Consider the following 23,005-nt stretch of genomic DNA (forward strand, 5'->3'; position numbering starts at 1 on the left):
CCAAGCGCGCGTCAAGCGGACGGCGCCTTGCGGGAATTGAGCTTCTGCGCGCCGTGATCCCAGCTCTTGTCGAGGGCCAGTTCGAGCGCCTCGATACCGGCATCGATGGCGGTGTCGATTGCGATGCGATCATCCGGAGACGGCGTGCCCAGCACGTAGGACAACACCTGAGCGCGATCACCCGGATGGCCGATACCGATGCGCAGGCGCTTGTACTGGGCGCCGATCACGCGGGTGATATCGCGCAGGCCGTTATGTCCGCCGTGACCGCCCGACTGCTTGAAGCGGGCGGTGCCAGCCGGCAGATCGAGATCGTCGTGCACGACCAGCACGCTTTCCGGCGCGATCTTGTGAAAGGCGCATAACGGCTGCACCGCATCGCCGCTGCGGTTCATGAACGTCGTCGGCTTGAGCAGCCAGACGCTGGCATCGCCCATGCCGTGGCGTGCCAGATCGCCCTTGAACTTGCGCTCGGAAGAAAACGCAACGCGCCAGCGCTCGGCCAGCCGATCGGCGAGCCAGAAACCGACATTGTGTCGGTCGCTGGCATGATCGGCGCCGGGATTACCCAGCGCCACGACCGCGCGAATCGACTCGCTCACGCCATCACCGCGGTGCCTGCGCGCACGTTCGCCCGAGCGAGACGAAGACTACTTGTCTTCGTCTTCGTCGGCGGCGTCGCCCGCGTCTTCGCCCTCGGATTCGCCGTCTTCGGCCTCGCCTTCTTCGCCTTCCACGACAGCCGCTTCGGCCTCGGCCTCGGCTTCGGCTTCTTCCTCGGCTTCGAGTTCGATCGCCGCACGCGGCACCTGAACCGACACGACGGTGCGATCGGTCTGGTCTTCCTCGTCGCCCATCAGTTCGACGATCTGGACGCCTTCCGGCAGCACCAGCTCGCTCAGATGCACGGAGTCATGCAGATGCAGCTTGGAGCAATCGACTTCGATGTACTCCGGCAGATCGCGCGGCAGACATTCGATTTCGATGTCGTTCATGTTGTGCTGGACCACGCCGTCTTCGTCGGCCACGCCCGGGCACTCTTCTTCGCCCACGAAGTGCAGCGGCACGCTCATGCGCAGCGCTTCGCCGGCGACGATGCGCAGGAAGTCGGCGTGCTCGATAAACGGCTTGGCCGGGTGACGCTGCAGATCACGCAGTACGACCTCTTCGGTGGCACCGCCGTCGATCTTGATCTTGATAATGTGCGAGAAGAACGCCTCGTTATCCAGATGATGGTCGAGGTCGTTATGCTCTAGCGTGAGCATCACCGGCTCGCCGTTGCCGCCATAGATAATGGCCGGCACGCGGCCTTCACGACGCAGGCGACGGTTCTCGGCGCGGCCCTTCGCGGTACGTTTTTCCGCATTCAGCTCGAAAGCTTCCATATCGATTCGCTCCAATAATAAGGACGGCCGCCGGACGCTCCGTCGACCGCTCGATCGTTGTGTTTTATGGCGGGCCGCCGCCCACCGGCCTCAAAAGACCGCGTAGTATACGCGCTTGAACGGCAAATGCACGACCCGCAGCGCGACCGGGCAGGCGCCGGTTACGCGTCTAGTCCACGTACAGCGTGGACACGGACTCCTCGTTGCTTACCCGGCGGATGGTTTCGGCCAGAAGTGCGGCAATATGCAGCTGGCGAATCTTGCCGCAGGCCGCCGCATCGGGCGACAGCGGAATGGTGTCCGTGACTACCAACTCGTCCAGGCGCGAATTGCTGATGTTTTCGATGGCCTTGCCCGAAAGCACCGGATGCGTGACATAGGCCTTGACCTTGGTCGCGCCCTGATTCTTGAGCGCATCGGCCGCCTGGCAGAGGGTGCCGGCGGTATCCACCAGGTCGTCGACCATGATACAGGTCTTGCCGCTGACATCGCCGATGATGTTCATCACCTTGGCCTCGTTGGCCTTGGGACGACGCTTGTCGATGATCGCCAGATCGGCATCGTCCAGACGCTTGGCCAGCGCCCGGGCGCGCACCACGCCGCCCACGTCGGGCGAGACGACAATCAGCTTTTCGTCCTTCTGACGCCAGATATCGCCGAGCAGCACCGGCGAGGCATAGACGTTATCCACGGGCATGTCGAAAAAGCCCTGGATCTGATCGGCATGCAGATCGACCGTGAGTACGCGATCGGTGCCCACCGCGCCCAGCATGCTGGCGACAACCTTGGCCGAAATCGGCACGCGCGCGCTGCGCGGGCGTCGATCCTGGCGGGCATAGCCGAAATATGGAACCACCGCGGTAATACGGCCTGCCGATGCCCGATGCAGCGCATCGATGAGCATCAGCAGTTCCATGACGTTGTCGTTGGTGGGCCGGCAGGTGGACTGCACCACGAACACGTCGCGCCCGCGCACGTTTTCCTCGATCTCGACCGCGATCTCGCCGTCGGAGAACTTGCCGACACTCGCCTTGCCCACCGGCAGCTTGAGGTAACCGGCCACATCCTTGGCCAACGCCGGATTGGCGTTGCCGGTAAAGACCATCAACCTGGAGTCCGCCATGCGTTCGTGCTGCCGTGCTGTCAATTGAAAATGAGCGATCCGCGTTGCGGACGATTAATCTGCGTCAAGCGCGGGCGGCGCAGCGTTATCGCCTGAGCCCTGTCATGTCGTCGCGCTGCGCGTGGCGATGCTGTTCGCTTCGCGCGCTGCGTCGAACCTTGCAGGTCCTCATCCAGCCGCCCCGGCTGTCTCTCGTGTCCGCTCACGCGAACGCTTGTATGGCTGGGGCGGCAGGATTCGAACCTGCGGTACACGGGATCAAAACCCGATGCCTTACCGCTTGGCTACGCCCCATCTAAACTGTGTCGTCTTCGTTCGTTCGAATCCTGCCGCTGCGCGGAAGGACTCGAACCTGCGGGATTATCGTGCCTGCGGCGCAGGGGGATCAAAACCCGATGCCTTACCGCTTGCACCACCCCATCTAACTTCATCGTCTTCGTTCGTTCGAATCCTGCCGCTGCGCGCAAGGACTCGAACCTGCGGGATTATCGTGCCTACGGCGCAGGGGGATCAAAACCCGATGCCTTACCGCTTGCACCACCCCATCTAACTTCATCGTCTTCGTTCGTTCGAATCCTGCCGCTGCGCGCAAGGACTCGAACCTGCGGGATCATCGTGCCTGCGGCGCAGAGGGATCAAAACCCGATGCCTTACCGCCTGGCTACGACCATCCATCGGTCGTTGCTTTGGTTCAAGCCGGCTGAAAACCAATCGTCATCCGGCTCGAAGGCCGCGTATTTTCTTGACTGCTCCGGCCGGTGTCAATTCGCGCGCGATACAGCATCGATATCGAACCAGCGATCGACCACCAGCCGAATACGCGTTTCGCCGTTGTCGAGCACGATGCGGCGCGGCACGGCCGGGGTGTTTTCAGGTTCGACATAGTCTGGAAACGACAGCGCCCAGCCCTGCTGTTCGAGCGAGATCATGCGCCCCTGCGCATTCACGCTGATGCGATCGTAGCCGCCGGGCGCGGGTAGCCCACGCGCCCAGAAGCGCAGCGGCTCGAGCGGAAACGTCCAACCCAGCGTGCGCTCGACCAGCACATCCGGCTCGGTGGTGACAAAGCGTTCATCCTTGGTCTGAATAACGACCACGTCGTCCAGCGAGCCCTTGGCACGAAACCCGCCGGCGCCCAGCGGCCCGGACAGGCGCACATCGAACGCGTCGCCCTGCTGGCGCCAGCTCAGATTGCCGGTCCAGCCCAGCAACTGGCCCGTGGCCACGCGCCCCTGCAGCGACCAGATACGAAAATCGGCCAATTCCTTCTTGTGCGCGGCCCAGGCCGCAGCATTGACGACACCGGCTTCGGTTTCCGGCGGCTTGCGGATGATCGCGCAGCCGGACAGCACGGCCGCGGCGAGCAGCACGATAAACAGTTTCTTCATGGGTCGAGACGCTTGATGGTTTCAGTGAGCACCGGGTGCTCGGCATTGTCGGTCATGGCCTTTTGCCAGATGCGCCGCGCGGCCTCGTACTGGCCCTGCTGCCAGAGCACCTCGCCCAGATGCGCAGCCACCTCGGCATCCGGAAATTCGCGATAGGCACGCTCCAGATAATGCCGGGCCGCGTCCAGATCACCCAGACGATACGCCACCCAACCCATGCTATCGAGAATCGCGGGATTGTCGGGTTCGGCTTCGAGGGCGCGCTGGATATAGTCTGCGGCGCGTTGGTAATCGGTGCCGTGATTGGCAATCAGATAACCCAGGGCATTGAGCGCGCGGGCATCGTCCGGCTCGGCATCGAGCACGGCCTGCAAATCCGCCTTGGCCGCTTCGATATCGCCGAGGCGTTCGTAGGCCATGGAGCGCCCATAGCGCAGCTCGCTGCTATCGGGCACTTCTTCGAGGCCGTGATTGTAGATATCCAGCGCCGCGCGCGGCTCATCGGCCTCGTAGAGCAGCTGTCCTTCGGCCGCATAGAGCTGTTCGACCAGATCGGGATAGGTAGTGCGCAACTCGGCGAGCCGTCGCTGTGCACCCGGCAGATCGTCTTGCATGAAGATCATGCGTGCGGCGCGCACCTGGGCTTCGAAGGCATGCCCGCCGTTTTCGGCCCGCTGATACCAGCGCTGGGCCTGGCCATAGTCTTCGCGCTGTTCGGCGATCGTACCCAGATAGAAGGCTGCGTCGTCGGCACGCTCACCATTTTTGTAGAGCCGCTCGAACGCGGTTTCGGCGCGTGCGAGCTGGCCCAGGCTCAACGACAGAATCGCCAGACCATAGCGGGCGTCGGTATTGTCGGGTTGCAGCTCGATTGCCTGTTCGAATTCCCCGAGCGCAGCATCTTCCTGATCGGCTTCGATGAGCAGCCGCGCCAGCGCCAGATGGTACTGGGCACGGCTGGCGGCATTACCGGGCAGCCGGTCGACCAGCTGCCGAGCCTTTTCGGTTTCGCCGGCACGAATCCAGACCCCGGCCTGTAGCAGCACCGCATCGTTCCAGTTCGGATCGAGCGCGAGCGCGCGCTCGGCGGCACGCGCGGCGATTTCGCTGCGACCATAACGCAGCGCGACCACGCCCAGCGCGTATTGCGCGGGCGCACTGTCACGATCGGCGCGGGCCATGTCGGTGAGCGTATCGAGCACCATGTCGGTGGCATTCGGCGCGCCACTGACCACGTCGGCAAGCAGGCGATAACCGATATCCGGCGAAGCTGCGGCCGCGACCAGCGCCGGCGCATAGATCGCCAGGCCTTCGGCATCTTCGTTGGCCACCGCCATGCGTGCAGCGGTACGCTGCGCGTCGAGCGAATCCGGCGCGGTGCGCGCCCAGGTGCCGGCCGCGCGATACGCCAGCGCGGGCTGCTCGGCGAACAGCGCAATCCGCGTGGCGCGTCGTGCCAGCGCCGGGTCGTTGGAATAATCGAGCGCGGCCACATATTCGCGCGCAGCCAGGACGCGGTTATCGCGCTGGATCGCCATTTCGCCGGCGAGCACGTGATATTCGTAGGCCTCGCGGCGACTTACCGGGCTCGCAGGCATGGCGTTGGCGTCGATACGTACATCGGTATCGGCGCGCATGGCCGACGTGTTCGCGCAGCCACTGGCCAGCAACACAGCCAGGACGAGCGACGCCGCGGGGAGCCGCCGCGAAGCCATAGGAAAAGAACGACGAACAGGCGCCGATGTTCTTTTTCCTATGGCGTTGAAAACAGCTGACACCGTCAGCCGTTTTGGTGCCGGATTAATAATATGCATGAATCAATGATAGCGCGACGATCCAGCCAGCGGCTATGCAAAGCGCGCGTCGTAAGTGACTGTAGCGGTAGAATAGTGCAATGACGCTGCTGACCGTCGGCCTGAACCATATCACCGCCCCGCTCTCGGTACGTGAGACCGCGGCATTCCCCCCCGAGCAATTCGATGCCGCGCTCGACGATTTTCTGCGTCTGCCGCATGTGCACGAGGGCGCGATCCTGTCGACCTGCAACCGCACCGAACTCTATGCGGTAACCGACGCCCCCGGTGACGGTTGCCTGCGGCACTGGCTGTGCGAACAGCGCGGCCTCAATGACGACGATATGGCGCCCTATTTCTATATTCATCGCGACCGGGAAACCGTGCGCCACAGCCTGCGCGTAGCCGCCGGCCTGGACTCGATGATTCTGGGCGAGCCGCAGATTCTCGGACAGATGAAAAACGCCTACCGCAGCGCCCGTGCCGCGCGCGGCGCCGGGCCACTGCTCACCCGGTTGTTCGAGCACAGCTTTGCCGTCGCCAAGCAGATTCGCACCCAGACCGATATCGGCGCCAATCCGGTATCGGTCGCCTATGCCGGGGTCAGCCTCGCCCGCCAGATCTTTGCCGACCTGACCGAAACCACGGCCATGTTCATCGGCGCCGGCGAAACCGTCGATCTGGCCGCGCGTTACCTGGCCGAGGCCGGCGTGCAACGCATGATCTTCGCCAACCGCAGCATCGAGCGCGCCCAGGCCCTGGCCACGCGCTATCACGGCTATGCCATCGCACTCGAGGATGTCGCCACCCATCTGGCCGAAGCCGACATGCTGATTTCCTCGACCGCCGCGCCCGGCTATCTGGTGCGCTTCGACGAGCTACGCAGCGCCGTCAAACAACGCCGACGCAAGCCCATGTTCGCGCTCGATCTGGCCGTGCCGCGCGATATCGACCCGGCCGCCGGCAAGCTCGAGGATATCTACCTGTATTCGGTGGATGACCTGCAAAGCGTGATCGACGATAATCGCCGCTCGCGCGAAAAGGCGGCCACGCTGGCCGACGGCATGCTCGATGTCCGTATCGAGGAATATATAGACTGGCTGGACTCGCGCCAGGCGATCGATACCATTCGCGATCTGCGCCATCAGGCCTATGCCGATCGCGACGACGTGCTCGCCAAGGCAAGACGGCGTTTGGGCCGGGGCGAAGCCGCCGACGACGTGCTCGCCTACCTGGCCCACACGTTGACCAACAAGCTCATGCACGAGCCGAGCGCCACATTGCGCAAGGCCCGCGGCGCGCACCAGCAGGAACTGCTGACCAGCGCCCGGCAGCTGTTCCAGCTCGATCGCGAAACGCCGCCCTACAGCGCGCGCGACCTGTTTTCCAAGACGAATATAGAAGACAACGAATGAAAGATTCCCTGCGCGCAAAACTCGAGGAACTGGTCGAACGCCACGAGGACCTCGCGCATTCGCTGGCCGACCCCGAGGTCATCGGCGATCAGGACAAGTTCCGCCGCATGTCCCAGGAATACGCCCAGCTCGAGTCGCTGGCGGCGGACTATCGCGCCTGGCGCGCTCTGGTCGATGAAATCGCCGATCTCGAGGAAATGGAACAATCCGACGAGGCCGAGTTGCGGGAAATGGCCGAGGTGGAACTCGACGATGCCCGCGACCGCCTGACCGGCCTGGAAGCCGCATTGCGCAAGCACCTGATCCCGCGCGACCCGAACGACAATGCCAATCTGTATCTGGAAATCCGAGCCGGCACCGGCGGCGACGAAGCCGCCCTGTTCGCCGGCGATCTATTGCGCATGTATTCCAGCTATGCCGAAAAACAGGGCTGGCAGGTCGAGATACTGTCGGCCAGCGAGGGTGAACATGGCGGCTACAAGGAAGTCATTTCGCGCCTGATCGGCAGCGGCGCCTTTTCGCGGTTGAAGTTCGAATCCGGCGCGCACCGCGTTCAGCGCGTACCGGCCACCGAATCCCAGGGCCGGATTCATACCTCCGCGTGCACCGTAGCGGTATTGCCCGAGGCCGACGAAATCGAGGCGATCAAGATCGACCCCAACGATCTGCGCGTGGATACCTTCCGCGCGGCCGGCGCGGGCGGCCAGCACGTCAACAAGACCGACTCGGCGATTCGTATCACCCATATCCCCACCGGCGTGGTGGTCGAGTGCCAGCAGGAACGCTCCCAGCATAAAAACCGGGCACGCGCGATGAGCCTGCTGCAGACCAAGCTGCTGACCGCCGAACAGGACAAACAGGCCAGCGAACAGGCTGCCACGCGCAAGAAACTGGTGGGCAGCGGCGATCGCTCCGAGCGTATCCGTACCTACAACTTTCCGCAGGGCCGCGTCACCGATCACCGTATCAACCTCACCCTCTACAAGCTCGACGACGTCATGGCCGGCAATCTCGAGGAGATCGTCGATGCCCTGACCAGCGAACACCAGGCCGACCTGCTCGCCGAAATGGGCGCAGCCTAAACACCGCGTGCACGCGACCGTCGAGACGCTGCGCCGCGCCGCAGGTACACGCCTGCGCGGACACAGCGACAGCCCCGATCTGGATGCTATCCGATTGCTCGAACACGCGCTGGGCGTGGGCCACAGCTGGCTGCTGATTCATGCGCATGAGCGCGTTGACGATGCCGTGCGCGCGCGCTTCGATACCCTGCTCGCGCGCCGCGCCGCCGGCGAGCCGCTGGCCTATATCACCGGCCATATCGGCTTCTGGACACTCGACCTCGCGGTCACGCCGGCGGTGCTCATTCCGCGCCCGGATACGGAAACGCTGGTGGAAGCGGTACTCGAGCACCATGATGCGCAGCGTCGTGATGTGCTGGATCTGGGTACGGGCAGCGGCGCCATCGCCCTGGCGCTGGCCAGCGAACGCAACGACTGGCGGCTGGTAGCCACCGATGCCAGCGCCGCGGCGCTCGCCTGTGCCGAGGCCAACGCAACACGACTGGGCATCGAAACGGTCGTTTTCGCCCGCGGGCCCTGGTATGGCGCCATAGGCGATCAGCGTTTCGATATCATCGTATCCAACCCACCCTATGTCGCGCCCGGCGATCGACATCTGGCCGCGCCCGAGCTCGGCCACGAACCCGAGGCCGCGCTGGTCGCAGCCGACAATGGCCTGGCCGATCTGGCCAAGATCGTCGCCGGCGCGCGCGATCATCTCAATCCCGGGGGCGCGCTGTATCTCGAACACGGTGCCGATCAGGGCGCGGCCGTACGTGGCCTGCTCGGCGGCTGGGCAAACGTGAAAACGATCCGCGACCTGGGCGGTAACGAGCGGGTCACCTGTGCCCGGTTATGAGCGCGGGCCGATTCAGTCCCGCTCGAGTGCCTGAGCCAGTTCGTAAGCGACGTCTTCGCGTTGGGACAGGTCGCCGACATAGCGGCTGACGGTACCGCCATGTTCGATAATCAACGTCGGCGTGGCCAGCAATTTGGATTCGAGCGCGCGTTCGGGTTCGCGTAATACATCGACCACCTCGAAACGCAGGCCCGATGACTGTGCCTGCGCACCCAGCGCTGCCTCGACCGCACGCCGCGCCCGCCGCGAGCTGGGCGAATCGCCCGCGACGAACAACTGAACCCGAGGATGGGCCTGCGTCGGCTCTGCGTCACAGTTCACCGGCTGCACTTCGCTCATGACGGCCACTCATCGGAAAACCGGCGATCGTTGGCATCCGCGCCGCGGCTGCGCAGCAGGCGTCCCCGATCCTGTACGCGCTGCTCGAGATGGTCCTGGGCGTGGCGCTCGAGCTGTTCGAGATCGACGCGCTGCTGATCGAGCTTGCGCGTGAGGGTGGCGATCTGCTCGCTGGTATCGGCGATCTCGTTTTCCACGCGCTGACGATCGCGTTCGTAGCGATGCTGTTCACTGCGTCGGCGCGCGGCGGCGTCCTGTTCTTCGCGCAGGCGCGCCGAGCCCATCAGCATCTCGCCGCTGGCGATATACACATCGGCCAGGCTCGGCCCGCTGTCGTCGAGCGTGAGTTCGCGTATCTGATTGGAATGGTTGATACCCCGCGCCTTGATCACCGACAGCGCGCGATTGCGCTCGCCCTCATCGACGCGATAACTCACGCCGATCCATACATCGACGATATTGGCGAGATGGCTTTCCATATCCGAGCCCGGCGTCCGCGACGACGACAGCGCGGTGACATAAAACGTAGTACCGCTGGCCTTGGCGAGATCGAGCAGCCGATCACTGACATCGACCGCCATCTCCAGGCCGCCAGCCTTGACCAGCGCCGAGATCGGGTCGACCACGATATGCGCGGGCGCGAACTCGCGAATCGCGTGATGGATATCGATATAGTGCGCTTCGGCACTCGTCGCACCCGCGAGGATGCCGTGGATCTGCAACAAGCCGCTGCCCACATAGGGACGCAGGTCGATACCCACCGACAGCAAATCCTCGACGATCTGATCACCTGCCTCGTCGAAACTCACATAGAGCACACGCTCGCCGCGCTCGGCCATCTCGCGCGCGAAACAGGCGGCAAGACTGGTCTTGGCTGCGCCCGGCGGCCCGGATACGAGCACACTGTTGCCACGGATCAACCCGCCACGGAGCATGGTATCCAGCCGATCGAGGCCGGTGCCCAGGCGCTCGTCGAACACCTTGGCGGTCAATGGGTAGTTTTCTCGTTCGGCAACGAGCACGCCGCTGCTGCGAATCACGAACGGCATTTCCGCGCTGCTGCTCTGGCCGCCGCGCAGCTTGACCACCCGCAGCGTGCGCGCAAACGTGCGCTTGTGGGCGACGTTGCTGAGTTTGATCACGCAATCGGCGACATAAGGCATATCGCGAAAATGCGTACCGCCGGTGGTATCGGGGTGATCGAGCTTGGCGGTCATGATCACCGCCACGCCGCAGCCCGTGAGCCAGTGCTTGAGCCGGAACAGTTCGCGCATCGCCGCCACGCGGTCGCCGAGCGTACCCAGCAGCGCATCGAGGCCATCGATGAGTACCCAGCGCGCCCCGGTCTGTTTGACCTTGGCTTCGATAGCGGCCAGCAGACCGGAAATATCGAAAGCGCCGGCATTATAGAACTCGTCCTCGACACGGGCAGCCATCAGATGGATCTTGTCGTCCACGGTCTCGGCCAGGCCCCAGTCGAACGAGACATGGTTTTCGACCAGTTCGTCCGGGCCTTCTTCGAAACCCACGGCCACGCCGGGCAGCCCCTCGCGCGCACTGTTGACCAGTATTTCCAGCGCGAGCACGGTCTTGCCCACGCCGGTACCGCCGTACAACAGGGTCAGGCGTCGATCGGGCAAGCCACCGCCGAGCAAGGCGTCCAGGCCTTCGACACCGGTCGCCAGGCGCGGCGTGGCTACGAGTTCTCGCTTCGCCACTACGTCTATTCCTTGCTCAGTTGAGTTGGTTCACTCGCCAGCGTGCCGGTTTCGTTGCCCAGCGGCAACACCTCGTGATTGCTCAGCAGCCATTCCAGATCGTCTGCGGCCAGCGGCAGGCTGTAGAGATAACCCTGGGCCTCTTCGCAGTGCCAATGGCGCAGCCATTTTCGCTGTTCGAGGGTTTCCACGCCTTCGGCGGTTACGCGGATGCCCAGGCTGCGAGCCATGGCCACGATCGTGCGGGTGATGGTGAGATCGCCCTTTTCGCCAGGGATGCCGTCGACGAAGGATTTGTCGACCTTGAGATAGGTGATCGGGAACCGGCGCAGATAGCTCAACGACGAATAGCCGGTACCGAAATCGTCGAGCGCGACCGCAACACCCAGCGCCTGCAGGGCATGCAGCGTATCCAGGGTCGCGCCGGCCTGTTCCATGAGCACCGTTTCGGTGATCTCGAGTTCCAGATGGCGTCCGTCCAGGCCGGTTTGTTCGAGCACGGCCGCGATCTGGGCGACAAGATCGGTCTGGCGGAACTGGCGCGCGGACAGATTCACCGCCACGCGCAAATGGTCGTAGCCCTGGGCGTGCAGACGCTGAAGCTGCTGGCAGGCCTGGCGCAATACCCATTCACCGACTTCCAGAATCAACCCGGTTTCCTCGGCAATCGGCACGAAATCGCTCGGCGATACCATGCCCAGCTCGTCGCTTTGCCAGCGCAGCAGTGCCTCGATGCCGGTGACCCGCCCGGTGGTGACATCCACGAACGGCTGGTAATACACATGTAGCTCGTCGCGTTCGAGCGCGCGATGCAGGTTGTTGCGCAGCTGCAGCATCCAGTGCGCATTGGCATCCATCTCGGGCCGATAGAACACATAGCGGCCGTGCCCCTGACGCTTGGCGCGATACATCGCCATGTCAGCATTACGCAGCAACGTGGTCAGGTCCTGACTGTCGTCGGGGTAACAGCTGATGCCGATACTGGCGGTCGTGAACACCGTCTGGTCGCCCAGCGTCAACGGCACCCGCAACTTTTCCTGGATGCGGGTGGCCACATAGGCGGCATCTTCCGGCTTGGAAATCGAGTCGAGCAGAATCACGAATTCATCGCCGCCCTGACGCGCGACGATATCGGTCTTGCTGACAGCACTGCGCAAACGGTCGGCGACATGGCAGAGCAGCTCGTCGCCCAACGCATGGCCAAGCGAATCGTTGACCGCCTTGAAACCGTCCAGATCGAGAAACAACAGAGCCAGGTGCCGGCCATCGCGGGCCACCGCGATCCGCGCGAGTTCGGCGCGTTTTTCGATCAGCGTGCGATTGGCCAGACCGGTGAGCGTATCGTAATGGGCGAGATACTCGATGCGTGCTTCATACGCCTTGTCGGCGCTCAGATCCCGAAACACGGCCACGAATAGCCGATCGCCATCCTTATCGGCACGATCGAGCGCGGTGATCTTGACGTAGGCCGGGTAATACTCGCCGGCGCGGCGGCGGCTATTCATCTCTCCCGCCCATCCCTGGCCGGCTTCGAGCCCGGCAAGCAGATCGAGCAGAAAGCCCTCCTCGTGCTGCGAATCGCGCAACTGCAATGGCTGGCCGAGGGCTTCGGCTTCGGTATAACCGGTGATACGCGTATAGGCCGGATTCAGCGCGCGAATACGCGCCTCGGCATCGAGCAGCACCGCGGCCTCGTCCATATGCTCGATCGCGGTGCGAGCAGCACGCGCACGATCGTCGGTCCGCCGCGCCTGGGTGGCGATCCGGCTCAAGGCGAGACTGGCCACACGCCCGTGATCGGCGTGCTCGGACCAGCGCACATGCAGTTGTGCTGCCAATTGCGCGCCATCGCCTGTATACAGCGTCACGGCAACGGCCTTGTCGGGCGCGGCGGCGATCACGGAGAGAACCTGGCTGGCGTGCTGCAACCAGTCATCGACCGCCAGCGCTTGCAACTGTTCGCGTTGCCGGCCGAGCATCCGACAGGCCGCCGGATTGGCTGCGATGATCGTGCCCGTGGCCTGCACCAGTAAAAGCGCCGCCGGGCTGTGCTCGGCCAGATAATGGTAATCGTTCATGCGCTAGCCGATTCCCCGCAGCCGACGTCGTATCGAAATCCGAACGCTTGCAGCACGTTCGAGACAAGTTAATGCACGAAACCGTGCCAACGCCTTGCCGACTCGGTTACTTTCCGCGCACGTTACAGATGTTGCGCGCGCTTGCCACGGTAATCTTCATCTCCCCGTCGGCGTTGGCAACAGGCCGCAATCGCGATGCGCGCCTGTACTCATTATTACCCATACCGACATTGCGCGACATTGCTGGCATACACCAGCAACAATGCAGCAACGCCTAGCATTGCGCCGACGAACATGGGGCATTCGCACCAGGCATCGAGCTTGGCCCATCAGCCATGCCATGCCCGCCATGGCCCATGACCGTTCTAAGGCCTTGTTAACCCGCCATAAACACAGGGGATTTCCGACTTGAATACGCACATGCGAGCGCTTGCGCGGCGCGGCCGAAGACCGCGAAGCCGCCGAACCACGCACAACCGGCAAGGTGCGGTCATTCGTTTTTCAATGGCGTTGAAAACAGCGGTCCAAGTCAGCTGTTTTGGTGCCGAATCGATTAAGAACAGGCGTATCCGCGCCCGGCAGTCATGGCGCAGGGTGCGGCGCCGGGTAGAACGCCACACCCTGCCCGGGCGCTAGCCCAACCGTTCGATGACCGCGTCGGTAAAGCGCTCGGTGGTGGCGTTGCCGCCCAGATCCGGGGTGACCCGATCATGCTCGGCAACCACCGACCGCACCGCGCGACGTAGACGATTGGCGTTTTCCGCCTGATCGACATGCTCGAGCATGAGCGCCGCGGCCAGAATCACCGACGTGGGGTTGGCGATGCCCTTGCCGGCGATATCCGGCGCGCTGCCGTGCACGGCTTCGAACATGGCACAGCTTTCGCCGATATTCGCGCCCGGCGCCAGGCCCAGGCCGCCGATCAGCCCGGCACACAGATCCGAGAGAATATCGCCGAACAGATTGGTGGTAACGATGACGTCGAAGCGCTCGGGATGCATGACCAACTTCATCGCGCAGGCGTCGACGATCACCTCGTCGTGCTCGATATCGTCGTACTCTTCCGAGATCTGGCGCCCGACCTCCAGAAACAAACCGGAGGTAGATTTCATGATGTTGGCCTTATGCGCCAGCGTAACCTTGCGCCGACCGCGCGCCCGCGCCATATCGAAGGCGAAACGGATGATGCGCTCGCATTCGGAGCGGGTGATCACCGACAGCGCCTCGGCCCGGTTGCCATCCTCGGAGACCTTCTGGCCCTGGCCGGAATACATGCCACCGGTGTTTTCGCGCACGGTGATGATGTCGAGATTGTTGTAGCGCGACTGCGTGCCGGGCATCGACAGCGTCGGCCGGACATTGGCATAGAGATCGAAATGCTTGCGCATGGCCACATTGACCGAGCGATACCCCTTGCCGGACGGCGTGGTGACCGGGCCCTTGAGTACCAGCCCCGTACGCTCGATGGACTTGAGTGCGGACTCCGGCATGACGTCGGACTCGCCCGCGTCGAGCGCGGCCTGGCCGACGATGACCTCTTCGTAGTCGAAACCGGTATCCAGACGGTCGAGCACGCGCAGTGCCGCGTTGACGATGTCCGGGCCGATGCCGTCGCCCTTGATGACTGTGACCGGCGTCTTGCTCATGTCGATTCCTCTAGATTGCTAAATAGGCTGGCGCGACGAACCGCCGCCCGGCGGCGCGCCTTCGGGATACGTATGCTGCTGAGCTCATCCTAGGGCGTGTCGCGGTTTCATGCGAGCGCGGCGCCTGAACCCTGCGCATTGTTACGGTTGGCGCAAGCGCGCACTGCGCGGCAGAATTGCCATCTGCCGCGCGCACCCTGCGCGTTGTTTCGTTTTCAACCGAGCTCGCCATGCGCTTTAAAGCAACCCCTACGATCCGTTTGCTGCTCTTTGCGCTGGCAACACTGGGGCTGATGCTGGCCACGGCCGCGCCCGCCCAGGACTATGCCGACGATGGCAACCGACCACCAGTGGACCTGGTGGTGGTGATGAAGGCCAATCGCGTGCTGTATCTGTATGCCGATGGCGAACTGGTCGATCAGTTTCCGATCGCGCTCGGCAAGAATCCTGTCGGCACAAAGCGTCAGCGCGGTGACAACCGCACGCCTGAAGGCTTTTACCGGTTGGACTGGCGCAATCCGGACAGCATCTTCCACCGCTCGATCCATATTTCGTATCCGAACGAGCGCGACCGTCGCGATGCCGCCGCCCGCGGCACCGATCCGGGCGATCTGATCATGATCCACGGCCAGCCGGACTACGACGATCGCGAGCGCGAGGGCGACTGGACCAACGGCTGTATCGCGGTTTCCAACGAAGCGATCGATACGATCTGGGAGCGCGTGAGCGATGGTACGCGGATTCATATTTATCCCTGATCGCAACGCGTACCCGGCATTCGTCGGCGTTGCGGCCCGGTCATGACCGAACACGCACCGCGCGACCCGAACCGCCTGCCCGCGGCCAAACAACGCGCGCTCGCGCGGGCACGGCGTGTCGAATGGCTGACGCTGATGTTGCGTATCACGGCGGTGGGCGCGCTGTATCTCGCGCTGGGCACGACCCAGTCACTCACCGCCATCTGGTTGAAAAGCCTGTGGGCGTTGTTGCCGCCCGTGGCGTTTCTCGTGGCCTGCCGGGTCGAGCGTCTGCCGCCCCGGCCGCGTTTTCCCTACGGGTTTTATCGTGCCGGCACCATCGCCTTTCTCAGCGGCGCGCTGGCGCTATCGGCCATGGGCCTGTTTCTGCTGTATGTCGGCTTGCGCGGCCTGATCGAACTCAAGCATCCGGCCCTTCAAAGCTGGTGGCAAACACCGATCTGGCACTGGGCCGGCTGGCCGGTGCTCGCCGCGCTGGCCTACAGCATGCTCGTACCGGTGATTGCCGGGCGCTCGCGCCAGCGTCTGGCGATCGATTTGCACGACAAGGGCCTGTATGCGGATGCGACCATGGGCCGCGCGAGCTGGCTGGCGGGCGGTGCGGCCATTGTGGGCGTACTCGGTATCGGCCTGGGGCTGTGGTGGGCGGATTTCGTGGCCACGCTGATCATCGGCGCCGATATCCTGCGTCACGGCCTGCGCCATCTGCATACCGCCGTGTGCGATCTCATCGACGAGGTGCCGCGCAAGCTCGGCACCAGCGAAGTCGATCCCTTGAGCCAGCAACTGCGCGATCATCTCGAAGCGCTGGACTGGGTCGCCGAAGCCCGGGTACGCCTGCGCGAGGAAGGCCGGCGCCTGACCGGTATTGCCTTTGTCTGCCCACACCCGCAAACGCACGACGTGCTTGAGCGCTTCGAACGCGCACGCCGCGATATCGAGTCACTGGATTGGCGCCTGCTGGATTTCGAACTGGTCCCGGTCAGCGCCGAGCGTTGCGCGAACGCGATTCGTACCGCGCACTAGCCCTGTGCGCGTGCCGCGCTCGTTTGAATTGGTATCGGGCGCTATGATGCGCGTCTTTTGCAGATAAAGGATCCAGGCGTGAAACCCGTGAAGATGAGCCGGATGCTGGCCACCCGGCTGCTGTTCGAAGCCCAGAAACAGCCGGACGCCGAAGTCTGCGGTTGTGTCAGCGAGCGCGCCGGCATGCCGCATGAGATCTATCCGGTCGCCAATGTGGCCGCACAGCCCGCCTGTCGTTTCGAAATGGACCCGGCCGGTCAGATCGACGCGCTCAAGACCATGCGCGAGCGCGGCGAACGCATGCTCGCGATCTATCACTCGCACCCGAGCGCACCGCCCGAGCCCTCGGTCCACGATCTGGAAGGCCTGGGCTATCCGGATGCGCTGTATCTGATCATTTCGCTCAACATCAAGGGCGTACTGGAAATGCGCGCCTGGCAGCGCGAAAACGCCGCCATGCGCGAACGCGTGCTCACGATTCTGGATTGACCCGCCCCGCGCGCGCCTGGCGCTTTGCGCGGCGCGCCCTGCTTTTTTGTAGAATCGCGGGCTGATTCGCTCATCGACCCAACCGGCCTTCGCCCATGCGTCTATCCGCCTTCGCCCTGTCCACTACCAAGGAAACCCCGGCCGATGCCGAAATCGTGTCGCATCAGCTGATGCTGCGTGCCGGCATGATCCGCAAGCTCGGTGCCGGCCTGTATACCTGGACGCCGCTGGGCATGCGGGTATTGCGCAAGGTGGAAAACATCGTGCGCGAGGAAATGGACGCGGCCGGCGCGCTGGAAGTACTCATGCCCGCCGTGCAACCGGCCGAACTCTGGCAGCAGAGCGGGCGCTGGGACGCCATGGGCGATCTCATGCTGCGCATGACCGACCGGCTCGATCGCCAGTACTGTTTCGGCCCGACCCATGAAGAAGTCATCACCGATTACGCCAAGCGCGATCTCAGCAGCTACAAGCAGCTGCCGGTGAATTTCTACCAGATCCAGACCAAGTTCCGCGACGAGATCCGGCCGCGTTTCGGCTTGATGCGCGCGCGCGAATTCATCATGAAGGATGCCTACTCCTTTCATATGGACGCCGCGGATCTGGATCGCGAATATCACGTCATGCGCGCCGCCTATGCGCGTATTCTCGATCGCATCGGCCTGGATTACCGCGTGGTCGCGGCGGATTCCGGCGCGATCGGCGGGGCGAAGTCCGAGGAATTCCACGTGCTCGCCCATGCCGGCGAAGACGAACTCGCGGTCGCCGAAAACGGTGGCTATGCCGCCAATATCGAAGCCGCCGTAACGCGGGCCAGCGATACGCCGCGCCCGAGCGCCACCGGCGAGCTGCGCCGTGTGGACACACCCGGTGTCGCCACGATCGCCGAGCTGTGCAGCGCGCTCGATCTGCCGGCCGAGTCCACCGCCAAGGCAATCGTGGTCATGGGCGACGACGAGCGCCCGGTGCTGCTGGTACTGCGCGGCGATCATACGCTCAACGAAATCAAGGCCGAGGGCATCGACGGCATCGCCACGCCGCTTCAATTCGCCGAGGAAGCCGTCATCCGCAAGCATTTCGGCGCCGGCCCGGGCTCGCTCGGCCCGGTGGGTGTCGATGTACGCGTAATCGCTGATTACGCGGTCCAGAACGCCGCAGACATGGCCGTGGGCGCCAACAGCGATGGCGTGCACTTCGTGAATTTCAACTGGGGTCGCGATACGCAGGAGCCGGAATTCGCCGACCTGCGCAATGTGGTGGCGGGTGATCCGAGCCCGGACGGCTCGCCGCTGTCGATTCTGCGCGGCATCGAAGTCGGCCATGTGTTTCAGCTTGGCGACAAGTACAGCCGTGCGCTGGAATTGAGCGTACTCGACGAAAACGGCCAGTCCGTGACCCCGCAAATGGGCTGCTACGGCTTTGGCGTATCGCGCATCGTCGCCGCCGCCATCGAGCAGTGCTTCGACGACGCCGGCATTTGCTGGCCCACCGCGATCGCCCCCTTCGAGCTGGTCATCATCCCGATCAAGGCCGATAAGTCGGCGGCGGTGCGTGAAGCCTGCGAAAACCTGTATGCCGAATGCCGTCGGGTGGGCATCGATGTTGCGCTCGACGACCGCGGCCTGCGCCCGGGCCCGATGTTCGCCGATGCCGAGCTCATCGGCATACCGCATCGGGTGGTCGTTTCCGATCGCGGGCTGGAGGCCGGCACGCTCGAATACAAGGGCCGTCGCGACAGCGAAAACAGCCAGATCGAACACAGCGTTGAAGCGCTGCGCCAAAAGTTGGGTCGCTAGGCGCCGATAACGTCGAAGATTGGCCATACGACATGCCGGCGCCGCGCTCGACTCGCGCGGGCCGCATCGACGGCCGACGAATCCGGGGTAACGGGGAGCGAGTTTGTCCGAGACGTATCCGCAATCGCGTATTCGCCGGTGGCTGGCGCGCATGCTGTGCTGCGCCGCGCTGGGCTGCGCGGTGTTCGCGAGCACGCCCGGGCATGCCGCCGCAGCCCAGCCGGAGACGGTGGACCCGGCACTGCGACGTGCGCTCATGAACGCGGTTCACGATTCGGCCACGTTTTCCAACCGTTTCGAGGCCGAGGTGTGGCTGCTGGATATGTCGACCCGCCTGGAGCGGCTCATGCCCGATGTGGGCCGGCGTATGGCTTTGCTCAAGACCGTGCATGCCGAAGCCGCGCGTGCCGGGCTGGACCCGCAGGTCGTGCTATCGCTGATCCAGGTCGAATCCGCCTTTCAACGCTTTGCCGTTTCCTCGGCGGGCGCGATCGGGCTGATGCAGATCATGCCGTTCTGGATCGACGAAATCGGCCGACCCGACGACAACCTCTTCGATATGCGCACCAACCTGCGTTACGGCTGCACGATTCTGGCCTTCTATCTCGACAAGGAAGATGGCGATCTCACCCGTGCGCTGGCGCGCTACAACGGCAGCCTCGGCCAGTACTGGTATCCGTCGCGGGTGGCCAGTGCGTTGCAGACACGCTGGTACGCCCGCTGATCGCTACGCGGCATTGCGTTGTCGACACGCGCGCCGCAGGATGAGCCGCCCGTTTTCACCCGCCACTGCCATGCGTTTGTACTACAACCCACGCTGTTCCAAATCACGGGCGGCCCTGGCGCTGCTCGAAGAGGCCGGGCATACCCCCCAAGTGCGCGATTATCTGAAAAATCCGCCCAGCGCCGCAGAGCTGGGCGCGTTGCTCGCTGGGCTGGACAGCCCACCGGCATCGCTGGTGCGCACCGGTGATACGGCGTTTGCAGACAGTGGCTACAGCGCGCAGACGCTCGATCGCGAGCGCGTGCTAAGCCTGTTGCTGGATCAGCCGGCCCTCATGCAACGCCCGGTAATCCAGCTTGGCACACACGCGCTCATCGCACGCCCGCCCGAGCGCGTATTCGAACTTATCGACTCTCGTCAGGACTCCGATTCATGAGCAACGCGCGTTCAAGTAACGAAATTCTCGTGCTCTACTACAGCCGCAACGGCGCCACCGCGGCACTGGCCAATGAAATTGCCCGCGGCGTGGCCCGTGCGAAACCGATGCAGGCGCGTGTACGCACCGTGCCCGAGGTCTCGCCCGATACGCAGGCCAGCGCACCGGCGGTGCCCGAACAAGGCGCGCCCTATGTCAGCCACGACGATCTCGAAGACTGCGCCGGGCTGATCCTGGGCTCGCCCACGCGCTTCGGCAACATGGCCGCGCCGCTCAAGCACTTCATCGATACCCTGTCGGGGCAGTGGCTATCGGGTACACTCGCCGACAAGCCTGGCGCGGTGTTCACCTCCACGGGCAGCCTGCATGGCGGCCAGGAAACCACGCTCACCAGCATGATGTTGCCGCTGCTCCACCATGGCATGTTGATCTTGGGCCTGACCTATACCGCCGACAATCTGCTCGCCGAAACCGACAGCGGCGGCACGCCCTACGGCGCCAGCCACGTGTCCGGCGTCATGGGCGATCACCCGCTCACCGATATCGAACGCCAGCTCGCACGCAATCTGGGCGAGCGCGTGGCCCGAACCGCACTCAAGCTGGGGCAATCGTAATGCGCTGGTCCCGTTATGCCCTGCTGATGGCCGTACTCGGCAATATCGCACTGATCGCGAGCCTGTTCTGGATTGCCGGTGTGCACACCATGGAGCGGCTACTACTGGCCTCGATCTTCAGCCTGCCGCTGCTGGCCTCGCTCAACGGGCTGGCGCGGGCCCGTATCTATACCGCGGCCTGGGCGTCGATGGCGGCATTGTTCTATATGGCCTATGCGATGGTCGAATATATTTCCGGCAAGCCCAGCCTGGCGGTGGACCTGTGCCTGGGTGCAAGTATCGCCATGTTCGTAGGCACCGTAGTATTCGCCAAATGGGATGCGCGCGAGCGCGAAGCCCAGCGGCGTGGCTCCTAACCGTTGCTTTGCGACATCCGCGCTTCAAACGCGCTCTCGGTTAGGTATGAAACGCTGCTGACTACGCTCAAGCAGGCAGGTTGTCCGCAAATGAAAGCGAAGACACGCGAATAAGGCGACGGTCCGATTACCCGAACGCCTGAGGGTCTGATGTTCACGCCACATACACACCGCAGACGGGCACCGATGTCGGCGGACGTTTTCAACCGTGCTGTTCGGCGGCTTCGTTCTTAAAGCGGAACCGCAGATTTCGCAGATGACGCAGATTAGAAGAGCGCTGCCTATGCGCCAAGCGCCAACGAACCGCGATAAATCTCTCTTCGATCTGCGTGATCTACGTCGATCTGCGAACCGTTCTTCGCCGCCAACGCCACCCCGCCCAAAAGGCCGATGTAAGCCGATCGCCCACCACGGCCAAATCATTAAATCTGCGTAATCGGCGTAATCTGCGGATCACTGGCTTTCAGGAACCATCGCATAACACCCTAAAGGCACTCCGCAGACAGGCCCCGATGTGGGCGGACGTTTTGCGGTTGAAAACGTCCGCCCACATCGGGGCCTGTCTGCGGAGTGCTTAAAGCGGAACCGCAGATTTCGCAGATGACGCAGATTAGAAGAGCGCTGCCTATGCGCCAAGCGCCAACGAACCGCGATAAATCTCTCTTCGATCTGCGTGATCTGCGTCGATCTGCGGTCCGTTCTTTGCCACCAACGCCACCCCGCCCAAAAGGCCGATGTAAGCCGATCCCCCACCACGGCCAAATCATTAAATCTGCGTAATCGGCGTAATCTGCGGATCACTGGCTTTCGGGAACCATCGCATAACACCCTAAAGGCAGCCCGCAGACAGGCGCCGATGTGGGCGGGCGTGTTAAATCGGGCTGTTCGGCGGCTTCGGGCTTCAAACGGATCCACAGATTTCACAGATGACCCAGATTAGAAGAGCGCCGCCTATGCGCCAGGCGCCAACGAACCACAATAAATCTCTTTTCGATCTGCGTGATCTGCGTCGATCTGCGGACGGTTTTTTGCAGCCAACGCCACCCCGCCCAAAAGGCCGATGTAAGCCAATCGCCCGCCACGGCCAAATCATTAAATCTGCGTAATCTGCGGATCACTGCCTTTCGGGAACCATCGCATAACACCCTAAAGGCACTCCGCAGACAGGCCCCGATGTGGGCGGACGTTTTCAACCGCGCTGTTCGGCGGCTTCGTTGTTAAAGCGGAACCTCAGATTTCGCAGATTGGAAGACCCAAGCCCATGCGCGGGCGAAAACGAACTACCGCCGCCCGGCGTTAGCCGAGGATCTGCTTGACGAATGGAATGGTCAGGCGTCGATGCGCCGCGAGCGAGGCATGATCGAGGGTATCCAGCGCGCGCATAAGCGCCGGGACGTCGCGTGCGCCGTGGCGCAACAGCCAGCGTGCGGTGGCATCCGGCAGGGTCATGCCGCGCTGGGCAGCGCGCTCGACCAGTAGCGCATGCTTATCGGCATCGTCGAGTTCGGCGGTGGCGATCGCCCCGCCCCAGGCCAGGCGGCTGGCCAGGTCGGGCAGCGCCAGACCGATTTCGCCCGGTGGATGGCGATCGGCCGCGAGTAGGCGCCCGCCACGGGCACGCAGGCCGTCGGTCAGACTCAACAGCGCGATCTCGGCATCGCGATCGCCGGCAATCGCGGCAACGTCGTCGATACACACGCAGTCCATATCCTGAAGTCCGGCCAGTAAGGATTCGGCCTGATCGGCGACCTGTTCCAGCGGCACATAAACACTGCGTGCGCCGGCATCGCCCGCCGCGCGACAGGCGGCCTGTAACAGATGCGTCTTGCCGCTGGCCTCGGGGCCGTGTACGAACAGCCGCTCGCTACGCCCGTCGACGATCTGGGCCACCGCCGCGCGTACCGGCGCATTGGTCTCGCCGACAAAGGCATCCAGGGTCGCGCTCTGTGGCAGTTGTACGCCCAGAATCAACTGTGTCGCCATCAGCGCGGCCCCGTCCAG

Annotated in this window: 22 protein-coding genes and 1 tRNA gene; 12 read left to right on the plus strand and 11 right to left on the minus strand. The window is 63.6% G+C overall.

What is annotated here, in order from left to right:
* Window positions 1-11: 11 nt before the first annotated feature.
* From pth to S4A8_RS03390, 6 genes are all read right to left on the minus strand, one after another.
* Complete coding sequence (pth, locus tag S4A8_RS03365) at window positions 12-602, minus strand: aminoacyl-tRNA hydrolase (protein ID WP_353219028.1); 591 nt, start codon at window positions 600-602, stop codon at window positions 12-14.
* Window positions 603-650: 48 nt separating this feature from the next.
* Window positions 651-1,385 (minus strand): 50S ribosomal protein L25/general stress protein Ctc, encoded by a 735-nt coding sequence (locus S4A8_RS03370; RefSeq protein ID WP_502950698.1) that lies wholly within the window; start codon window positions 1,383-1,385, stop codon window positions 651-653.
* Between the two features lie 169 nt (window positions 1,386-1,554).
* Window positions 1,555-2,508 (minus strand): ribose-phosphate diphosphokinase, encoded by a 954-nt coding sequence (locus tag S4A8_RS03375; protein WP_353176886.1) that lies wholly within the window; start codon window positions 2,506-2,508, stop codon window positions 1,555-1,557.
* A 219-nt stretch (window positions 2,509-2,727) separates the two neighbouring features.
* Window positions 2,728-2,802, minus strand: a tRNA-Gln gene (locus S4A8_RS03380).
* Between the two features lie 467 nt (window positions 2,803-3,269).
* On the minus strand, window positions 3,270-3,896 hold the full coding sequence (gene lolB, locus S4A8_RS03385) for a lipoprotein insertase outer membrane protein LolB (protein WP_353176885.1): 627 nt from the start codon (window positions 3,894-3,896) through the stop codon (window positions 3,270-3,272).
* Window positions 3,893-5,533, minus strand: a complete 1,641-nt coding sequence (locus S4A8_RS03390) for a tetratricopeptide repeat protein (protein ID WP_353219029.1) — start codon at window positions 5,531-5,533, stop codon at window positions 3,893-3,895. The genes lolB and S4A8_RS03390 overlap by 4 nt, the downstream gene beginning before the upstream one ends.
* A 257-nt stretch (window positions 5,534-5,790) precedes the next feature.
* Between S4A8_RS03390 and hemA the strand changes: the two genes are divergently transcribed.
* The 3 genes from hemA to prmC are packed head-to-tail and all read left to right on the plus strand — an operon-like array spanning window position 5,791 to window position 9,024.
* Window positions 5,791-7,104 (plus strand): glutamyl-tRNA reductase, encoded by a 1,314-nt coding sequence (gene hemA / locus S4A8_RS03395; protein ID WP_353219030.1) that lies wholly within the window; start codon window positions 5,791-5,793, stop codon window positions 7,102-7,104.
* Entirely contained in the window at window positions 7,101-8,186 is a 1,086-nt protein-coding gene (prfA, locus tag S4A8_RS03400; protein ID WP_353219031.1) for a peptide chain release factor 1, read from the plus strand. The genes hemA and prfA overlap by 4 nt, the downstream gene beginning before the upstream one ends.
* 7 nt (window positions 8,187-8,193) lie before the next feature.
* Window positions 8,194-9,024 (plus strand): peptide chain release factor N(5)-glutamine methyltransferase, encoded by an 831-nt coding sequence (gene prmC, locus S4A8_RS03405; RefSeq protein ID WP_353219032.1) that lies wholly within the window; start codon window positions 8,194-8,196, stop codon window positions 9,022-9,024.
* Between the two features lie 12 nt (window positions 9,025-9,036).
* Here prmC and S4A8_RS03410 read toward each other — a convergent pair whose 3' ends face one another.
* The 3 genes from S4A8_RS03410 to S4A8_RS03420 are packed head-to-tail and all read right to left on the minus strand — an operon-like array spanning window position 9,037 to window position 13,159.
* The gene (locus tag S4A8_RS03410; RefSeq protein ID WP_353219033.1) at window positions 9,037-9,363 is read right to left on the minus strand and encodes a circadian clock KaiB family protein; all 327 of its coding nucleotides are present in this window, start codon (window positions 9,361-9,363) and stop codon (window positions 9,037-9,039) included.
* Window positions 9,360-11,081, minus strand: coding sequence for a circadian clock protein KaiC (kaiC, locus tag S4A8_RS03415; protein WP_353219034.1), 1,722 nt, complete (start codon window positions 11,079-11,081; stop codon window positions 9,360-9,362). Before kaiC ends, S4A8_RS03410 begins: the two co-directional genes overlap by 4 nt.
* Before the next feature lie 5 nt (window positions 11,082-11,086).
* Entirely contained in the window at window positions 11,087-13,159 is a 2,073-nt protein-coding gene (locus S4A8_RS03420; protein ID WP_353219035.1) for a putative bifunctional diguanylate cyclase/phosphodiesterase, read from the minus strand.
* A 71-nt stretch (window positions 13,160-13,230) separates the two neighbouring features.
* Between S4A8_RS03420 and S4A8_RS03425 the strand changes: the two genes are divergently transcribed.
* Window positions 13,231-13,437, plus strand: coding sequence for a hypothetical protein (locus S4A8_RS03425; RefSeq protein ID WP_353219036.1), 207 nt, complete (start codon window positions 13,231-13,233; stop codon window positions 13,435-13,437).
* 354 nt (window positions 13,438-13,791) lie between these two features.
* Here S4A8_RS03425 and S4A8_RS03430 read toward each other — a convergent pair whose 3' ends face one another.
* Window positions 13,792-14,805, minus strand: a complete 1,014-nt coding sequence (locus S4A8_RS03430; protein WP_353219037.1) for an isocitrate dehydrogenase — start codon at window positions 14,803-14,805, stop codon at window positions 13,792-13,794.
* A 230-nt stretch (window positions 14,806-15,035) separates the two neighbouring features.
* Here S4A8_RS03430 and S4A8_RS03435 point away from each other — a divergent pair, with 230 nt between their 5' ends.
* From S4A8_RS03435 to S4A8_RS03470, 8 genes are all read left to right on the plus strand, one after another.
* A complete protein-coding gene (locus S4A8_RS03435) occupies window positions 15,036-15,563 on the plus strand; it encodes a L,D-transpeptidase family protein (RefSeq protein ID WP_353176868.1) in 528 nt (175 codons plus the stop codon).
* Window positions 15,564-15,605: 42 nt separating this feature from the next.
* Window positions 15,606-16,589, plus strand: coding sequence for a cation efflux transmembrane domain-containing protein (locus tag S4A8_RS03440; protein ID WP_353219038.1), 984 nt, complete (start codon window positions 15,606-15,608; stop codon window positions 16,587-16,589).
* 78 nt (window positions 16,590-16,667) lie between these two features.
* A complete protein-coding gene (locus tag S4A8_RS03445) occupies window positions 16,668-17,078 on the plus strand; it encodes a M67 family metallopeptidase (RefSeq protein WP_353219039.1) in 411 nt (136 codons plus the stop codon).
* A 95-nt stretch (window positions 17,079-17,173) separates the two neighbouring features.
* Window positions 17,174-18,874 carry a proline--tRNA ligase gene (locus S4A8_RS03450; protein WP_353219040.1) on the plus strand — a complete coding sequence of 567 codons (1,701 nt, stop codon included), beginning with the start codon at window positions 17,174-17,176 and terminating at the stop codon, window positions 18,872-18,874.
* A 103-nt stretch (window positions 18,875-18,977) separates the two neighbouring features.
* Entirely contained in the window at window positions 18,978-19,598 is a 621-nt protein-coding gene (locus S4A8_RS03455; RefSeq protein ID WP_353176863.1) for a transglycosylase SLT domain-containing protein, read from the plus strand.
* A gap of 40 nt (window positions 19,599-19,638) precedes the next feature.
* Window positions 19,639-20,034: an arsenate reductase family protein gene (locus tag S4A8_RS03460; RefSeq protein ID WP_353219041.1), complete on the plus strand. Its 396-nt coding sequence runs from the start codon at window positions 19,639-19,641 to the stop codon at window positions 20,032-20,034.
* Window positions 20,031-20,648, plus strand: a complete 618-nt coding sequence (gene wrbA / locus S4A8_RS03465; RefSeq protein ID WP_353176860.1) for an NAD(P)H:quinone oxidoreductase — start codon at window positions 20,031-20,033, stop codon at window positions 20,646-20,648. Before S4A8_RS03460 ends, wrbA begins: the two co-directional genes overlap by 4 nt.
* Window positions 20,648-21,004 carry a DUF2069 domain-containing protein gene (locus S4A8_RS03470; RefSeq protein WP_353219042.1) on the plus strand — a complete coding sequence of 119 codons (357 nt, stop codon included), beginning with the start codon at window positions 20,648-20,650 and terminating at the stop codon, window positions 21,002-21,004. The genes wrbA and S4A8_RS03470 overlap by 1 nt, the downstream gene beginning before the upstream one ends.
* Before the next feature lie 1,296 nt (window positions 21,005-22,300).
* Here S4A8_RS03470 and hda read toward each other — a convergent pair.
* Window positions 22,301-22,987: a DnaA regulatory inactivator Hda gene (gene hda, locus S4A8_RS03475; RefSeq protein ID WP_353176856.1), complete on the minus strand. Its 687-nt coding sequence runs from the start codon at window positions 22,985-22,987 to the stop codon at window positions 22,301-22,303.
* Window positions 22,988-23,005 lie beyond the last annotated feature (18 nt).

The organism is Salinisphaera sp. S4-8 (genome assembly GCF_040361235.1).
Classification (GTDB): Bacteria; Pseudomonadota; Gammaproteobacteria; order Nevskiales; family Salinisphaeraceae; genus Salinisphaera.

What these genes read in the sequence shown, in the direction of transcription:
- S4A8_RS03370 (WP_502950698.1), bottom strand. Translation starts at nt 1,385, where the DNA reads ATGGAAGCTTTCGAGCTGAATGCGGAAAAACGTACCGCGAAGGGCCGC.
- S4A8_RS03375 (WP_353176886.1), bottom strand. Translation starts at nt 2,508, where the DNA reads ATGGCGGACTCCAGGTTGATGGTCTTTACCGGCAACGCCAATCCGGCG.
- lolB (WP_353176885.1), bottom strand. Translation starts at nt 3,896, where the DNA reads ATGAAGAAACTGTTTATCGTGCTGCTCGCCGCGGCCGTGCTGTCCGGC.
- S4A8_RS03390 (WP_353219029.1), bottom strand. Translation starts at nt 5,533, where the DNA reads ATGCGCGCCGATACCGATGTACGTATCGACGCCAACGCCATGCCTGCG.
- hemA (WP_353219030.1), top strand. Translation starts at nt 5,791, where the DNA reads ATGACGCTGCTGACCGTCGGCCTGAACCATATCACCGCCCCGCTCTCG.
- prfA (WP_353219031.1), top strand. Translation starts at nt 7,101, where the DNA reads ATGAAAGATTCCCTGCGCGCAAAACTCGAGGAACTGGTCGAACGCCAC.
- S4A8_RS03410 (WP_353219033.1), bottom strand. Translation starts at nt 9,363, where the DNA reads ATGAGCGAAGTGCAGCCGGTGAACTGTGACGCAGAGCCGACGCAGGCC.
- S4A8_RS03420 (WP_353219035.1), bottom strand. Translation starts at nt 13,159, where the DNA reads ATGAACGATTACCATTATCTGGCCGAGCACAGCCCGGCGGCGCTTTTA.
- S4A8_RS03425 (WP_353219036.1), top strand. Translation starts at nt 13,231, where the DNA reads ATGCACGAAACCGTGCCAACGCCTTGCCGACTCGGTTACTTTCCGCGC.
- S4A8_RS03430 (WP_353219037.1), bottom strand. Translation starts at nt 14,805, where the DNA reads ATGAGCAAGACGCCGGTCACAGTCATCAAGGGCGACGGCATCGGCCCG.
- S4A8_RS03435 (WP_353176868.1), top strand. Translation starts at nt 15,036, where the DNA reads ATGCGCTTTAAAGCAACCCCTACGATCCGTTTGCTGCTCTTTGCGCTG.
- S4A8_RS03440 (WP_353219038.1), top strand. Translation starts at nt 15,606, where the DNA reads ATGACCGAACACGCACCGCGCGACCCGAACCGCCTGCCCGCGGCCAAA.
- S4A8_RS03450 (WP_353219040.1), top strand. Translation starts at nt 17,174, where the DNA reads ATGCGTCTATCCGCCTTCGCCCTGTCCACTACCAAGGAAACCCCGGCC.
- S4A8_RS03460 (WP_353219041.1), top strand. Translation starts at nt 19,639, where the DNA reads ATGAGCCGCCCGTTTTCACCCGCCACTGCCATGCGTTTGTACTACAAC.
- wrbA (WP_353176860.1), top strand. Translation starts at nt 20,031, where the DNA reads ATGAGCAACGCGCGTTCAAGTAACGAAATTCTCGTGCTCTACTACAGC.
- S4A8_RS03470 (WP_353219042.1), top strand. Translation starts at nt 20,648, where the DNA reads ATGCGCTGGTCCCGTTATGCCCTGCTGATGGCCGTACTCGGCAATATC.
- hda (WP_353176856.1), bottom strand. Translation starts at nt 22,987, where the DNA reads ATGGCGACACAGTTGATTCTGGGCGTACAACTGCCACAGAGCGCGACC.